Genomic DNA, 17,507 nt, shown 5'->3' with positions numbered 1-17,507 from the left:
TGCATCAACGTTTCTGCTTATCTACGTCACTTACTTCGCCAGAATCCGCAAGGCTTCGCGGTTAAAGGCCGGCAGATCGTCTGGTGTGCGGCTGGTGACCAGCGTATCGTTATCAACCACGACTTCCCGATCGTAAAAATCAGCCCCGGCATTTTTCACATCTACCACCACCGGTTTCACTGTCGTGGCCTTTCGCCCACGCAGCACATCTGCACTGATCAACAACTGTGGCCCGTGGCAGATAGCAAAGACAGGTTTACCGCTGTCTGAGAATTTTTTGGTGAACTCGACAAACCGGTCATCTCCGCGCAGAGAATCCGGTGAATGCCCGCCGGGCAGCAGCAGGGCGTCAAACTCTTCTACCTTCACGTCATCAATGGATTTATCAATAATGACGCTCGCTTCACCTTGCTTACCTTTCACTACATTACCGGCTTTCTTTTCAATAGTAATAACCTGATGGCCCGCCTTTTTATAGGCCTCCGCAGGGGAAGTAAATTCTGCATCTTCAAATTCATCGGTGATGAGTACCGCAATTTTCTTGTTCGACATCGTGTCCTCCTTATGATGATTTGCTGATGAACTAAGCCTAGTTATTACTTTTCGTATCCGCCACCCGCTTTGGGGGCTTCATCTATAATTCCCCGCAAAATCAGTCACTCATATACGCATTCAGGCAGTAACAAGGTATTTCACCGGCACATATTTTATTGTGCAGAAGTGAACGCACAGCCTGTGTTACCGGCACCCATCCGTCCCATAAGGCTGGACGTTAGTCGATCCTGTTAATAGACAAAGAGACGATTTGTTTTGGCAAAAATTAAATAAAAAGTAATTGCCAGTAAAACGAAGTGAATTTAATTACGTGTCAGGTTTTTCATGACGGTAAACAGGTGAAAGCCTTAAAGACAGAGCGCTTTGACCTTTCTGAAAAACTGAGGATAAGGTAAGGGAAAAGAACCGTTAGCTAACGTATTATTTAGTAAGTCATTTTTATTTTTGAAGAGAAAATCGAGGTTAAAATTTTATTAAAATACCGTAATATTAATCATAAAATTAATTCCTGCTTCCCTCTGTTAGATGGAGTTATTGTTAATCGTTTTAGGTGAACAGGTTTATTTAATCAGGTTTCTCTATGTTCACAATAAAAATCATGAGCCAAGTAAATATTTTTAAGGTATTTCCCTGCCTTTTTTAGGCAGCTCGCCATATATGTATTCTTAGTGTTTTCCTATTATTTCTCTCCTTAGGAAATTGGCCTATGTAAAGGAGAAGTATAATGAGTATTGTCACTAAGCGTATGAAAGCATTAATGTTACCCGTTTGTCTACTGGTAAGTGCAACAGCAGTCAGCGCTGAAGATGGCACCATCACCTTCACGGGTGATATTAGTGATGCAACCTGTACGGTTGTTGTTGGTGATGACACAGGTGAAAGCACCAACGGTGATTTCACTGTAAAACTGAAACCAGTAAGTGTCACTGCCTTAAAAACTGACAAGATGCGTGCGGGTGATACACCGTTCTATATTAAACTGAGCGGGGCACAATGCCCGAATGGGAAATATGCCAACGTTTCTTTTGAACGTGCACTCAGCCTTAATATTGACCCAGTCACCGGTAACCTGAAAAACTTTACCGATGCGGGTGCGGCTAAAAATGTACAGGTAGGGCTGACAGATGAAAAACTGAAAGCAATTAATCTTAACCAGCAGATTACCGATCCTACCCAAGGCAAACAGATTTCAAACAATACTGCTAAGTTTGATTACTGGGCGCAATACGTTGCAACTGGCGGCGCCGCTTCGGCCGGTAAAGTCAGCACCAATGTCGTTTATTCCATTATTTACAACTAATTAAATAAGGGGGGCGTCCCCCTTATTTATCTATTTGAGCCAATGTTATGAAACTGAAAACGCTTTTACTTATTTCGCTTTTGTCCGCAACAGCACTTCCTTCTTTTGCTTCTATCCAAATTATGGGAACCCGGATTATTTTCAATGCGAAGGATAAAGAGCAGGCTATCCGTGTAAATAACGTTGGCAACACGCCGAGCTTAGTTCAGGTCTGGCTGGACAGCCGTGCGGAATCGGGTGTTGCCGATAAAGAAGACCTGCCGTTTGTTATTACACCGCCGATGGCACGGGTTAATGAAGGCAAAGGGAAAACGTTCCGCATATTCCAGACGCAGGATACGGTAAACAAATACCCCAAAGATCGTGAAAGCGTGCTGTGGGTTAACTTCCTGGATATTCCGCCGGAAGATGCCTCACAACAAGATAAAAATCTGCTTAATCTGGCTTTCCGTACCCGCCTGAAATTCTTTTACCGCCCGGCAGGCTTAAAAGGCGATGAAATCCAGGCTGGGGAAAATTTAAAGTGGAGCATGACGCCCACTGCGGACGGTTATACCTATAGCTGTGAAAACAGTTCGCCTTTCCATGTCTCTTTTTCCCGGCTGGTGATTAAGGGTGATGAAAAAACGCTGATTAACGGTGACATGGTTGAACCTTTCAGTAAAAAAACATTTTCATTTAAAACCAAAAATAAAACGGCTAAGCCGGTACTTGAATATACCTTCATCACCGATCTAGGTGCCTATGTGGATAAGCAATTTTAAGTTGCCAAAATTTTCATGAGTGAGGAAAAGATAAAATGCGGGTTGGACAAGGAGGGAAAATAGCCCTGTCATTGGTAGTTGGCAGCCTGAGCGTATACCCGGCGGTAAACTATGCAAATGAAAGCAACATCCTGAATACGGGAGATGCCCAACCTGTTAATAGGGGGAAGGCCGCCCCTAAAAAAAATGCGGTGAGATTTAACCGCGGTTTTGCTAACGCCTATAACGAAGGGACAGATTTCAGTATTTATGACGGTGAGCCTACAACACAACCAGGCACATACTTTGTTGAGGTAATGCGTAACAAGAAATCGTTCGGCACGCATCATATTAACTTTGTGAAGGATTCCGCCGGTAGCGTAGAGCCCTGTTTGTCAGCAGACATGCTGCTTAAAATGGATGTGAATACGGAAAAGCTGTCATCCGGCTGGCAAAATAGCGCCTGCATTTTAATCAAGGATCTTATCCCTGGTGCAACGACAAATTATGATGCCGATGAAGAAATCCTGCAGATTACTATTCCGCAGCGCTTTTTAAATAATAACCCAGAAGGGTATATCAACCCTATGCTGTGGGATGAAGGCGTGCCTTCATTTTCGGCCAGTTATAATGTCAGCGCAACCCGGACGCAATATGACGATCATACAGCCGCCAGTTACTACTATGGCAGCTTGCTTTCATCGTTAAAGTGGGGAGCCTGGCGCCTTTATACCTATGATAACGTCAACACCAATGATGACACCGGCACTCAATGGAGCCATCTCTCCTCCTATGTGCAGCGCGCCATTATTCCGCTGAAAGCGGAATTCACGGCCGGGGATATCAATACCTCCGGGACGTTGTTTGATACCGTCGCCCTGCGCGGCGTAAGCCTGATAAGCGATGAGCGGATGCTGCCGCAGTCGCTGCAGGGCTATGCCCCGATTGTGCGTGGTGTGGCAGATACTAACGCCCGCGTCACCATCAAACAGAACGGCAACCTGATCCGTGAAATGAGCGTGCCGCCGGGCGAGTTCGTTATTGATGACCTGTACGCCACCGGCTACGGCGGCGATTTAGAAGTCACCATTAATGAGAGCAACGGAAAAACCCGCACCTTTATCACCCCCTATGCCAGCCTGCCGATGCTGCTGCGCCCAGGGACGTCAAAATTCTCGGCAACAGTAGGGGAAGTACGCAGTGATTCGCTGCGTAATACGCCCATATTGATGGAAGGTACCTATCAGTATGGCCTGAATAACAGCGTCACACTCTATGGCGGTGGCCAGGTAACGGCACCGGGCGACTACGCAGCATTAATGGGGGGGATGGCGATCAATACCCCCGTCGGGGCGTTAGGCATCGATTTAACGCGCTCTTTTACCTCATTTGAAAACGAGCAAGAGCAGCCGTGTGACAGCTTCTGCAATATGAGCCTGAAAGTCAGCCTGGCAAAATATATTGACCAGACCGGCACTAACTTAAGCCTGGCGGGGTATCGCTATTCCAGCCAGAACTATTACTCATTAATGGATGCGCTGTTAACCGAAGAAGCGTTGGAAACCGGTGACAACAGCTATTTGCCGGAAAACTATCGCGACAAAATTGAAGTAAACATCAGCCAGTCACTGGCACCAGGCTGGGGCAGCGTGTTTGCCTCGGGTTATTATGGCCGCGTCTGGGACAGCCGCTACAGCCGTAATACACAAAGCAGCTATCAATTCGGTTATTCCAACTCATGGCGGTCCATGAGTTACAGCATCAATGTCAGTAAAACCATTGATGAAGACGGTGTTGAAGATCGGGCCATCTATTTAGGCATGTCAGTTCCGTTCGGGACATTGCACTCAAAAGTGCCGACGCTGAATGCCGCGGTCAGCTATAGCAATCAGGATGCGAAAATCCGAACCTCGTTATATGGCACTGCCGGTGAATATAACCAGTTCGATTATGGCACCTGGTTTGATCATGCCCAGGAGCACCAGACCAATTTTGGGCTCAGCATGGGATATAACGGCAGCCGTGCACAAGGCAACGTCACCTATAGCCAGACAGAAACCTCCTATACCGCCTCCATGAACGCCAGCGGTGGGATGGTTATCCACGGGGGCGGGGTAAACTATACCTCATCATTAGGTAATACATTTGGCATCGTCGAGGCAAAAGGGGCTACGGGAGCACATATTTACCCGGATTTGACCTCAACCGTCGCTGAAAATGGTTATGCCATTATCTCTTCTTTAAGCCCTTATCAATATAACGAAGTTTATGTTGAAGCTAAAGGTGCGCCAATAGGCGTGGAGTTTGGTGAATCAAAATTACAAACCGTGCCGACCGCCGGCGCATCCGTAAAAATTAAACTGGATACCAAGATTACTTCAACGCAATTTGTCCAGATTAACCGGGCCGATGGGAAATATATTCCTTATGGCGCCACCATTAAAGATGATGGCGATGAGGTGCTGGGGATTGTAGGCCAGGGTGGCCGCGCCATGTTAAGCCTGCCGCAAGATAAAACATCCAGCATGTTACGGGTGAACTGGACGACAGGGAAAGAGAAGGGCGAATGTACCATTGATTATAAGGTCGCGAAGAAAGTCCAGACTGAATCTCAAGAAGATATTCCTACCCAGCACCTGATCTGTAAAAAATAAATCACTGCCCTGAAAGGGGCAGGAGGACGCGTTATGTTTAAATCATTAATGAAAATAGTGTGTATTGCAGCGGCAGGGCTTGGTTTTTATGCATTGCCTGCGGCCGCTGTGAATAACTGCTCCATTACATCCGGCTCCGTAATGAACATTGCAATAACCATTCCGACCTTGCGCCCAGCCAGTAACGGTACACAAGGCACGGTGCTCGGCTCGGCTGAAATACGGGCACCCGGGATCAGTTATAACTGCGGCTCAAATATAAGAAATACCTGGCGTTCTAAATATACCCGCCCGGAATTTTCGACAGAGTCCACGGTGCCTAACGTGTATCAGACGAATATTCCTGGGTTGGGGATCAGGCTAAGCTGGCCCTCTTCGCGTTCGGCCTATTTTCCTACGGCCTATCCGTGTAATGGGTCGTGCAGTGAGCGTGCCGATACCGTTAAGCTGGAATTTATTCAGACCGGCACTATTCAGACCGGCACTATTCCTGCCGGTGAAATTGGCAAAGTTGAGGTCACGGCAGATACAGACCCCGGCACACCGCTGACATTAATGAACGTGGTTCTCTCCAGTGCTGTGGATATCAGGCCCAAATCTTGTGCCATTCTCACCACTTACCAGAACGTTGATTTAGGTAGCTACTCTGTTGCGGATTTTGCGTCAAAAAAAATCACTAAAGGTGATCTGAAAGAATTTGACCTGACGCTTGATTGCCCGGCGACGACGCCTGTGAAAATAGCCTTTACCGGGGAGCAGAGTATTGGGGCAGCGAAGGGCGCTATTAAAAATTGTGAAACAACAGAATGTGCCAAATCTGTTGAAGTTAAATTAATGAGCAGTATGGGTATGGTCCTCGATGTAACAGGGGAAAAGGCAAAAGCAACCAATGTAGGCAACGTCACCGGCAAGAAAACATTGAAGTTTAAAGCGCAAATTGTGCCTGTGGATACATCAAAGATGACGCCGGGAAAAGTTAGTACGTATGCCATTTTTGATGTCTACATGGATTAATCAACTTATATAACTTAAGTTTTACAGGTGTAATTTACCATGATGAAGAAAATGCTTTGCGTTAGTGCAGGCGTATTATTACTTTCCGGCAATGCTTACTCTGCGATGTTATCCACAAATAACGCAAAGCATGAACTGGATCAATTAGAACGCCGTCAGAACCAACTCACAATTGAGGAGGAGAAGGCGCGTGAAAAGGAAATTATTACCCAAAAAGAGATGGGCGTTGGGTCCTCTTTATCTGAACTGGGCAAGCCGGGTGCCGGCTATCAATTTATGATTAAAGAGATCAACGTCGAAGGTGATGACATCTACGATGATTCACCGGCCCGGCAGAAAATTATTGATCGCTATATCAATACCAAAATGGGTCAATATGAAATCATGACGCTGGTGAAAGAGCTCAGTGATTTTTATATTGGGAAAGGTTACTCCACCAGTCTGGTGACTATCCAGCAGGGCAACCTGCGGGAAGGCATTCTGAACCTCAAAGTGCTGTGGGGGAAGGTGGCTGACTTCAGTGTAGAAGGAAAGAAGCCGACATTCCGTGAGTCCTCGCGCTTGTTCAGCGCCATGCCGTTTGCAGAAGGCAAGCCGCTTAACCTCCAGGATATTGACCAGGGCCTGGATAACCTGCTGCGCGTCTCACGTAATGACAAATTGAGCATCGTGCCCAATGAAAAGATGGGCTATTCCACCATAAACCTGCAAGGGGCAGATGTTCAGCCTATTTCCGGCGGCATCGGTACCAATAACTCCGGTTCAGAGGCGGATGGCTGGGCGCAATATTATGCCAGCCTGAACGTAAATAACCCGCTCGGCCTGAATGATGTGCTGGGGTTTTATTACTCCTTTAACGATCTGAAAAATAACCCGGATAACCAGGACTCCTGGTCCATTAACTATAGCCTTCCGCTGGGCTATTGGACCTGGGACATGATGTTCTATAAATCGGGTTATGCAAAAACCATTGGCGGCTTTTATGGTGGTTACCATAGCGAAGGGGATTCAAGCCGTGACTCATTGAAATTGAGCCGGTTGCTGCACCGTGACGCCCTGGGGAAAACCAGCGGCTATGTCAAATTAGAGACACGTGACAGCGCGAACCTGATCGAAGGCGATATTATTGATGTCAGCAGCAAACGCTATAGCAGCATTACCGCTGGGGTAAACCGGGTAGGGACGTTATTGGGCGGCTGGGTCTATGGTGATCTGAATGTGACCACCGGCACCCCGTGGTTTAATGCCGCCTGGAAAGACGATGCCGATCTGGAGGGCTTTGACCTGAACTATGTGAAATATAACGGCATGGTGAACTGGTCACGCGATCTCTACCGTAATGATCATGTCGGCATCAGTTATGACATGAGCTCTGGTTTCCAATATACCCCTGATATTACAGTCAGCGACGCGAAATTCAGCGTGGGTGATGAATTTACGGTACGCGGCTATAAAGACAGCTTTATGTCTGTACATAGCGGTGCTTATCTCTCTAATAACCTTAACTTCCCGGTATATGTCAATAAATTTGGCATTAATCAAATCACGCCTTTTATTGGTTACGATTTAGGGGTTGTTAAAGACAACTGTCCGGCAGGCGTTGATGCCTGCCATACGCAATATATGACCGGTGCTGCCATCGGTGTTAAGGCGTCAGGCCGCTATTTTAATACTTCACTTACGATGAGCTGGCCTTTGGCTGAACCTTCCACATTGAGGGATCAGGATGTCGCGGAAAGTGCAATCTATTACAACATTGGGTTGAACTTTTAAGTAAATGAAGTTTGTTATGCAATGGTATATTTCAGAGGAAAATATGGTGAGCAAGAAACATCCGGTACAAAAAGGAAGTAAGAAAGGAAAAGGGTTTAACAGTAAACTGAGGCCCTTATATTTGGCCGTTGCCAGCGTGATGCCGGTAGCTGCTTTTGGTGACGGAATTATTCCGGAAACCGATAAGCAACATGCGCCGACGATGAATCAGTCAGCGAATGGTACGCCGGTCGTGAATATCACCGATCCTAACCAACGTGGCATTTCGCATAATAAATATAACGAATTTAACGTTAATCAGCAGGGCGTAATTTTCAACAACAGCATGGCTGACGGTGTCTCCCAGATTGGCGGCCAGACCATGAAGAACACCCAGCTGAATAAAGAAGCCAACGTTATCCTTAATGAGGTAACCGGTGCGAAAGGCACGCACCTTAACGGCACGATGGAAGTGTTTGGCCGTAAAGCTGACGTGATCGTCGCCAACGAAAACGGCATCAAAGTGAACGGTGTTGCCACGGTTAACACCAACAACCTGACCCTGACTACCGGTAAAGTCGTCCCTCAGAACGATGGCCGTATTCTGCTTAATGTAGAGAAAGGCGGGGTAGATATTGAAGGGCGCGGCATCTCAACCGATGGCCTGGGCTATTTCGATATTATCAGCCGCACCATCAAACTGGACGGCGAAATTGCCGGTCAGGCTGAGATTAAAGCGGTCACCGGTCTGAACGACTACGATCCGGAAACCCGTACGCACACCGTGCGCAGCACCAGCGGCGAAAACCGCCCGGAAGTCGCGATTGACGGCAGCGCATTAGGCTCCATGTATGGCGGCCGTATTCAGCTGATCAGTACCGAAAGCGGCGTCGGTGTCCGCCATCAGGGCAGCCTGGTCGGCGACCGCGGCGTTGAAATCTCTGCCGACGGCGACCTGATGCTGAGCGGCCTGAAAAGCGACCAGGGCAGCGTTACGCTGGCGGGTAACAACATCGCTGTACAGAAAAATAACGGTTACGGCGGGATCATCAGCCAGGGTGATCTGGTCATCCGTGCACTGTCTCACCTGATGCTGGGCGCAGATGCCCTGTCAGAGCAGGGCACGATCCGTATTGATGCCGGCTCCATGTTGCAAAGTGCCGCCGCATTGATGGCGCAAAACGGGCAGAACAGCACCGGCACTATTCCAGCCATCATTATCAACGTAAATGATGAATACCAGATTGCCGGCAATCTCTATGCCGTTGATGCGCAAGGAAACCGCCTCGCCAATGCCGCGATTACGCTGGAAAAAGGGGCCTATGTCGTCCGGGTGAATGGACAGGTGGTTGATGCCGCTGTTGCGTCTGATGCGCAACTGGTGGCGCAGCAGGGCGACATCAGCATCAAGGCTAAAAAGTTCAAAAACAGCAAAGGCGGCGTGGTTGCCCGGAAAGGCGCGATTACCTTCAATATTACTGATGTGGCTGAAAACGACGGCACCATTCAGGCCGCCGGCTCTTTCTCCATCAATGCAGGCAAGGCGAAAAACAGCGGCATTATTTATGCCAATGACCAGCGCTTTACGGTTGGCTCACTGGAAAACAGCGGCGCTCTGTTTGCCAATAGCACGGTTGCAGTTGAAACCGGCACCCTGGATAACAGCGGCGTGATCAACAGCAATGCGGATATTACGCTGACTGCCAATGGCGATCTGCTGACTAACAGCGGTGATATTCAGGGTAAAAATGTCACTATCCAGCAGAACGGCACCACCGCCGGCAGCGCGAAGATGACCAATACCGGGAAGGTCCAGTCTTCAGATGCCCTGAGTATTAACACTGACACCCTGGACAACAGCGGTAAGATTTACTCTGGTAAAGCGATGAACCTCACGCTGAGCGATGCATTGAACCTGCATCAGGGCAGCGAAACCACCGCCTATGGCGATCTGACAGTGAGCGGCACCGAAGCGCGTAAACTGAATATCACCAATGACGGCGGCTGGTTGCAGGGTAATAACATCTACCTTGACGGGCTGGATACGCTCACTAACCAGAATAACGGCACAATCATTACCGATAATAGGTTTGACCTGAAAAACAGCAATGCCTTGCTGAATGATTCAGGCCTGATCCAGGGTAATTCGGTGGCGCTGAATAATATCAACACCGTCAACAACCAGAATAATTCCGGCATCCTGGCCGGGGATTCGCTGAGCATCACGCAGGTCACTGACCTGACCAACGCCCAGTCTACCCTGTCGGCAAATAACGCCGTGGTCATGGATGGGGTACAAAACATTGTTAACCAGACAGGCCTGATCAGCGCCGGTAACGCACTTAACATCAGCAATGCCGTTCAACTGCGTAACATTGACAGCAGCACCATTCAGTCCCAGGGCTCACTCACCATCGACAATGTCGGCCTGCTGAATAATGAAAACGCGTCCAGCATGTTGTCGGTGAATGAGGCACTGACGCTCTCCAATATCGGCATCCTCTCCAATGATGCGACCAGCCAGATTGTCTCTGCGGCACAGATCACTCTTGCTGACATCGACAGCCTGGCGAACTCGGGCCTGATTCAGGCGAACGCGGCGATGGTGCTGAAAGGCATTCACAACCTGGTCAACAGCGGTAACACTGCCCTGATCGCCTCTATCGAACAGCTGACGCTGGACGGTATCCAGAATATTACCAATGAAAAAGGCGCCTATATCAGCGGCGAAACGGCGTTGGTAATGACGGCGATTGGCAAATTGCTCAACAGCACCGCAATTATCCAGTCCGCGGGTGACCTGGCTATCGCTGCCCAGTCAATCGAGAACCGCGGCTACGAAAGCGGCATTCTGGCGAACGGTCTCCTGGATCTGTCGGCTGCTGATTCGCTGATAAATACTGAGCAGGCTCTCCTGGCTTCAGGTGAACTGCTGAAAATCAATACAAAAACCCTGTCCAATGCCGACGGTGGTCAGGTCAGCGGCTCAGATGTCGAAATAAACGCCACCACGCTGGATAACAGCCTGGGTAATATCCAGGCGTATGAAAACCTGATTCTGGTTATCGGGAACACCCTGAAAAACCACGAAGGGAACCTCTGGTCAGATAATGCCCTGGAACTGAACATCGATAACGACTTCATCTTCCAGGATATTGCAGACAGCAATCCGGATGATGAAATCGATGACAGTAATAACTCCGGCTATATTAACGCCAACAATAAACTCACCATTAATGCTTCGGGTGATATACAGATTGATACCGCGCTGGAAAGCCGCGGTGAAATTCATCTGAATGCTGAAGGCGACCTGACCAACAACTATTCCATCGTCAGTAACCAGGATATTTACCTGGTGGGTAAAAATATTACCAACAACAGTAATGCGCTGATCTGGAGTATGGACGACGTTAGTATCGATGCACGCGAAGGCACCTTTATCAACGGCAAAAACGGTAACGTTCTGAGCATGGATAGTATGTCCATTGTGGCCGAAAACCTGATTAACGACGTCGGTATTATCCGCTCTGAAGGCACGATGGAGCTGGATGCACAGGTGCTTGAAAACCGCAGTGAATACACAGGTGGTGAATGGCAGTATGGCCCCGTACAGTACGGGACAGCTGCAAAATCTTATTATGATGGCGCGACCTACCTGGAAAACCGGGTAAAAGTTTGGTTACCAATTCTTTCTTCAGATATTAAGCTGGTAAAAGCCGGGGAAATTTCCTCTGCTGGGCATATGCTGATTAATCAGAAAGAGATATTTACCAACAGCCCTGAAAAGCCAATGAGCATCACCAATGACGGCGGCATTATCCAGGCAAAAGGCAGTATGCTCATCAGCGGCGATATTCACAACGCCCCGCGTTATGTTGAGATGTCCATTTATGACTACCTACATAACCCGTTGGATACGCCGATCAATATTACGCATATTGAAAGGCTTGTCTCTACTAATGAAATGCCGGCCAAGTTCGATACGCTCTATGAAATGTTGGATACGCTCTTTGGTACCGGCACACCAAAAATACAAAACGTAGGTGGTGGCGTGGGCAGCTTGATGTTCTGGAACATCAAGAATGGAGCCATGCCCGGGCTACCGGATGAAATCAAATATCGAAAATTTGAGCCGGTTGTTGATGCATTACGCCTGGCTGCTGATGGTGTAGCGGATTCATCTGCTCAATTGAACAGCATCATGATCACGCTGTTTGGTGAAAGCTGGATTACCAAAACGTATAGCGATTTGCGTGCCGATTGGGCTGCTTTGAAGAAGGATGATCAAAAGGCTATTCACGATAAAAAACAATATTTCCTGCCAAGTGATAAAGGCAGCATTGTTGCGGGTGGTGACTTCGTTCATACCAATGGCAGCCTGAATAACGGTATCGGGGATTTAGGTGCCAAAACCGGCAAAGATGCCGATGTTGTGGTTGAGAAGATCGGCACTCAGGAAGTGGACGCGATCGACGGCAGTTATGACATCGCCATTAACCTGAAAAAAGTGGAAGAGCTGCGTGGCGGCATCAGTACCCTGCCGACGCTGGCGGAACTGATCAGCATTCCGGGCATGTTCACCACCTCTACCGAGTGGAATACCCGTAACACCGATCCTGACAAACTCGTCAAAGAGGGAGCCAGCAGCAAAGTGGTGCCGGTGTATGAAACCCGCACCTCGATGATTGATCAGGATGCTTACTTCGGCTCTGAATACTTCTTTGATCAGGTTGGTTATAACCCGACTGAACCGGTCACGGTCATCGGGGATAACTACTTTATCTCCGAACTGATCCGCCGCCAGCTGAACCAGTCTGTGGGCACGTTCTTCAGCGTGCGTGATGGGGTGGAAGGTGCCGATCTGGTTCAGATGTTGATGAACAACGCCAGCCTGGCCAGCAATGACGCCGGCCTGGGGCTGGAAGTGGGTAAACCATTAACCGAAGAGCAGCGCACTCACCTGGATCAGGACATTGTCTGGTTCGTGAACCAGAATATTGACGGCACTGACGTGCTGGTGCCGATGGTCTACCTTTCTGCCCAGACCATGGATGAGATGGAAAAAGGCGTGCAGCAAGGTTCCGGCTCGGCGGTAATCCACGCTAACAACGGCGTATACATTGACGCAACCGAAGTGAACAACGGCAACGGTACCATCAGCGCCGGTAAAGATGTCATCATCAAGTCAAAAGGCGACATCAATAACGTCAGCTATGGTATGAACGGCGGCATCAAAGCAGGCGGCACCATTGCGGCGATAAGCACCGACGGCTCCATTAACAACGATGGCGCGGCCATGAGAGCGGGTCAGGATATTATCCTGAGTGCTGAAAAAGGCAGCATCGACATTACCGCCAGCGTGGGCCGGAATGTTGAAGGTAAGCAGGAGATCCATCACTTCGATGATGCTATCTCCGCAGGCGGCAGCATTGCGATGCAAGCCAAAGATATCACGGTCAATGCCGGTACTATCGCGGCGGGCAAAGATATCCTGATGAAGGCGACCGAAGGGGATGTGGCCTTTAATGAGATGCATGAGATCTCCGCAGAATATAAATATGACATGAAAGGCAAGGGCCCGCTGAATCATGAGTCGTGGGAATCAAAAACCACGACAGCCACCAGTGAGCAAAGCCATGTCTCCGCAGGCGGCAAACTGATCGTTGATGCCGCCCATGACATCATCATGGAAGGCGGGGAATACACCGGTAAAATCGGCAGCTTTAACGCCGGCAATAATATTGATATCAAAACTTCGCAGGATCACGCCTATAACGAACAGAAGCATATCAAGAAAGAGTTTTCAATTACTGGCAAGGCCACGGGTGCCGGCTATACCGCAGAAGGCAGCTACAGCACTCTGGATGGTAAGTCCTCCCATACTGACGGCGGCAACTATGAGAACGTGAATGACACCGACTCCGCCTCACCAGGTTCGAGAAGGCCGGGTAAAGCACCGGTAGCGCCGGCGCTGGAAGTGAAAGCGGGCTTTAGCTCCCTGAAAGAGGAGAGCACCGCGCAGAGTACCACCAATAAGAATGCCATGCTGAACTTTGATGAACAGCTGGATCTGACGGCAGAAAAAACCCTGGATATCGGCGGTGCCGATCTGAAAACCAAGGGCAAAATGAACCTCATCGCCGAGGAGCTGGCCTCCACGAAATATGAGGATACGTTAGAGACCACCTACTCGAAAGAAGAGATGTTTATCGGCGTGAAAAACCAGACCGGCAGCGTGATCGCGGACGTGCTGGACAAAAATGCGGCGATGGTGGTCAATAAAGTCAATAACCCGGAAACCAGTTTTGACCCGGCTATGACGGCCCTTCAGGTCGCGGGTGATGCATCGAACCTCTATTTCAACGATCTGGCCAGTTCAACCACCACTTGGGGGATCAACAAACAATCCTCGTCGGGGTCTACGTCTTCAGCCAGTGAAAACATCACGCATATTGAGGCAGGCCAGCTCAATATTCAGACCAAAAAAGATGCCGCCCTGAACGGGGTGGATGTCAAAGCCGATAGCGTGAATATGGACATCGGCGGTGATTTGATGGTGCGCGCCGCGGAGACCAAAACCTCTTACAAAGAGAAAAATAAATCCCTGGATATCGGTATCAGCTCCGGCGTAGCCGTGGATAAAGACTCCGTAGGTATGGGGGTCTCGCTGGATGTGGGGGTCAGTGGCGGTAAATCTTCAGGTGACAGCAAAAGCTACACCAACTCCACTATTAAGGCGAAAGACGTCAAGATCAAAACCGGGGGCGATGCCACGCTGGACGGCTCCAATATTGAAGCTGAAACAGCCAGTGTTGATACCGGCGGCGATTTCAATGTCATCTCACGGCAGGATACGGTCAATACGGATGCCTCCAGCTGGCATGCCGGCGTCTCCGCGGGTGTGGCCATGACAAGTGACAATGGGTTTGCTGCGCCGATCCCAACCTTCGGTGTCAGTGCCGGTGGTGGTTCGGAATATCACGATGAGGCGAGAACCAACAAACAGGCGGGCATTCACACAACCGGCTCTCTGGATGTGAAAACGCAAGGTGATTTGAATATCACCGGCGGTAACCTGATCTCTGACAGCAAAACCGGCACCGTGGATGTGGCAGGCACGATCAACGCCAGGGAGCTCACAGATACGATTGAGCAGGACGGCGCCTACGGCGGCGGCGGCGCCGGTATCACCAAAACCGGTGCCAGCGTTAACGTCTATGCGGAAACCGTGGATGAACGGCACTATAACGAGACGCAGAAAGCGACCATCTCTGTGGGTGAGATCAACGGTGACGTCAACGGGAAGGTGAATCAGGACGCCAGTGAGCTCTCAAAAGTCAATAAAGACGAGAAAGAGTGGGGCAACGACATCTCCTTCACCATTGCAGGCGGCAAGGGTGGCAGCAGTAAGAAAAAACCGGATACGGTGAAACCGACGAAGCCTGATACTGTTCGCCCGGCACCGAAACCGGATGATGTACGGCCGGCACCGAAGCCGGATGATGCCCGGCCACAGCCAACGCCGAAGCCGGATGATGCACAACCGAAGCCAACGCCGAAGCCGGATGATGCACAGCCGAAGCCAACGCCGAAGCCGGATGATGCACAGCCGCAGCCAGAACCAACGCCGGACTACAATCCGCCGAAGCCGGACGACCTCAAGCCGAAGCCGGATGATAACCAGCCGAAGCCGGATGACACCCAGCCGAAGCCGGATGACACCCAGCCGAAGCCGGATGACACTCAGCCGAAACCGGATGGCACGGACGGTAATGAGACGATCGATCCTGTTAAGCCGCAGCGCCCGGGTGAATACAACGGTAAGCATTGGGAAGTGCAGATGCCGGAACGCGTCATCCTCACCCCAGGGTCAGCCACCGGTAAAACGGAATGGATTGAGCCGCCACGTAACGGTAACACCAACAACGGCACCCCGTATGAGGGCGTACCGCGGTCAGGTTCTACCCTCCCGCGTGGGGCTGAAACCAAAAAAGCTGACACGGCAACCCCTGCGGATCCGAGCAAATATGAAGGCAAGCAGTGGGGCGTGACGATGCCTGATCCGGTCGTGCTGACCCCTGGGTCCTCTACCAACAACATCAAGGATCATGACACGCCGCGTAACGGAAATAACAATAACGGCACGCCGTATGAAGGCCAGGGCAAGATTATTCACGATCCGAATGGTACAGCGAAAAATATCTCTGAGACTACCGGCCTGAACGGCGATCCAAGCCAGTACGACGGTAAAAAATGGGATGTTAACACGCCTGATCCAGTGGTGCTGACCCCAGGGTCAAACACCAACAACATCAAGGATCATGATACGCCGCGTAACGGGAACACCGATAACGGCACGCCGTATGAAGGCCAGGGCAAGATCGTTCACGATCCGAGTGGCACAGCGAAAAATATCGCTGAAACCACCGGCCTGAACGGCGACCCAAGCCAGTATGACGGTAAAAAATGGGATGTTAACACGCCTGATCCAGTGGTGCTGACCCCGGGATCTAACACGAACAACGTGAAAGATCACGAGACGCCGCGTAACGGGAATAACGATAACGGCACGCCGTATGAAGGCCAGGGCAAGATTGTTCACGACCCGAGTGGCACAGCGAAAAATATCGCTGAAACCACCGGCCTGAACGGCGACCCAAGCCAGTACGACGGTAAAAAATGGGATGTTAACACGCCTGATCCAGTGGTGCTGACCCCAGGGTCTAACACCAACAACGTGAAAGATCACGAGACGCCGCGTGATGGGAACATCAACAACGGCACGGAGTACAAAGCGCCCGGTAATCTGGTGAAAGGTTCAGTACGCAAAGCGACCCAAACTACCGCAACAGAACCTGCCGCCGCAGTACAGGCTCCAGGGTCAACGATGGATGGCGCGCAGGCTGAAAGCACGACCAGCGCTCAGGGCAATCTGCTGAAAGGCTCAGTACGCAAGGCGACCCAAACTACCGCAACAGAACCTGCCGCCGCAGTACAGGCCCCAGGGGCAAAGATGGATGGCGCGCAGGCTGAAAGTACGACCAGCGCTCAGGGCAATCTGCTGAAAGGCTCAGTACGCAAAACAACGCAATCTGCTGAAGCCAACGTAGCGCCGGGCGAGAACGGCGGCGGTGTACAGAAGCCGGTAGCCGAGGTTGAGGTTCAGGGCAAAGGTATCACTATCCAGGGTCTGGATGAGGCCACCAAGCCGGTAAGCTTCAACATGGCTGCGCCGAAAGCCAAAGTCGCCCCGGGTGAAAACGGCGGCGGTGTGCAGAAGCCGGTAGCCGGTGTCGAAGTGAAGGGCAAAGGTATCACTATCCAGGGTCTGGATGAGGCAACCAAGCCGGTAAGCTTCAACATGGCCGAGCCGAAAGCCAGCGTAGCGCCGGGTGAAAACGGCGGCGGTGTACAGAAGCCGGTAGCCGGTGTCGAAGTGAAGGGCAAAGGTATCACTATCCAGGATATGGATAAGGCAACCAAGCCGGT

Annotated in this window: 7 protein-coding genes; 6 read left to right on the top strand and 1 reads right to left on the bottom strand. The window is 50.2% G+C overall.

The genetic code is table 11. The annotated features are described in order from the left end of the window. Positions 1-30 precede the first annotated feature (30 nt). A complete protein-coding gene (locus CYR32_RS13695) occupies positions 31-552 on the bottom strand; it encodes a type 1 glutamine amidotransferase domain-containing protein (RefSeq protein WP_101825332.1) in 522 nt (173 codons plus the stop codon). 727 nt (positions 553-1,279) lie between these two features. Between CYR32_RS13695 and CYR32_RS13690 the strand changes: the two genes are divergently transcribed. The 6 genes from CYR32_RS13690 to CYR32_RS13665 all read left to right on the top strand — a co-directional run. After that, entirely contained in the window at positions 1,280-1,855 is a 576-nt protein-coding gene (locus tag CYR32_RS13690; protein ID WP_101825330.1) for a fimbrial protein, read from the top strand. 47 nt (positions 1,856-1,902) lie between these two features. Beyond that, on the top strand, positions 1,903-2,619 hold the full coding sequence (locus CYR32_RS13685) for a fimbrial biogenesis chaperone (protein WP_101825327.1): 717 nt from the start codon (positions 1,903-1,905) through the stop codon (positions 2,617-2,619). A gap of 35 nt (positions 2,620-2,654) precedes the next feature. Then, positions 2,655-5,252: a fimbria/pilus outer membrane usher protein gene (locus CYR32_RS13680; protein ID WP_101825322.1), complete on the top strand. Its 2,598-nt coding sequence runs from the start codon at positions 2,655-2,657 to the stop codon at positions 5,250-5,252. Between the two features lie 33 nt (positions 5,253-5,285). Beyond that, positions 5,286-6,266, top strand: coding sequence for a fimbrial protein (locus CYR32_RS13675; RefSeq protein ID WP_101825319.1), 981 nt, complete (start codon positions 5,286-5,288; stop codon positions 6,264-6,266). Positions 6,267-6,305: 39 nt separating this feature from the next. After that, positions 6,306-8,039 carry a ShlB/FhaC/HecB family hemolysin secretion/activation protein gene (locus CYR32_RS13670; protein ID WP_101825316.1) on the top strand — a complete coding sequence of 578 codons (1,734 nt, stop codon included), beginning with the start codon at positions 6,306-6,308 and terminating at the stop codon, positions 8,037-8,039. Positions 8,040-8,241: 202 nt separating this feature from the next. After that, positions 8,242-17,507: two-partner secretion domain-containing protein (locus tag CYR32_RS13665; RefSeq protein WP_165698243.1), on the top strand; the 9,266-nt coding region annotated here is incomplete at its 3' end.

Origin of the sequence: Chimaeribacter coloradensis (genome assembly GCF_002858715.1) — a bacterium.
In the GTDB taxonomy this organism is placed as follows: Bacteria; Pseudomonadota; Gammaproteobacteria; order Enterobacterales; family Enterobacteriaceae; genus Chimaeribacter; species Chimaeribacter coloradensis.
This window is presented reverse-complemented; position numbering and strand designations above follow the sequence as displayed.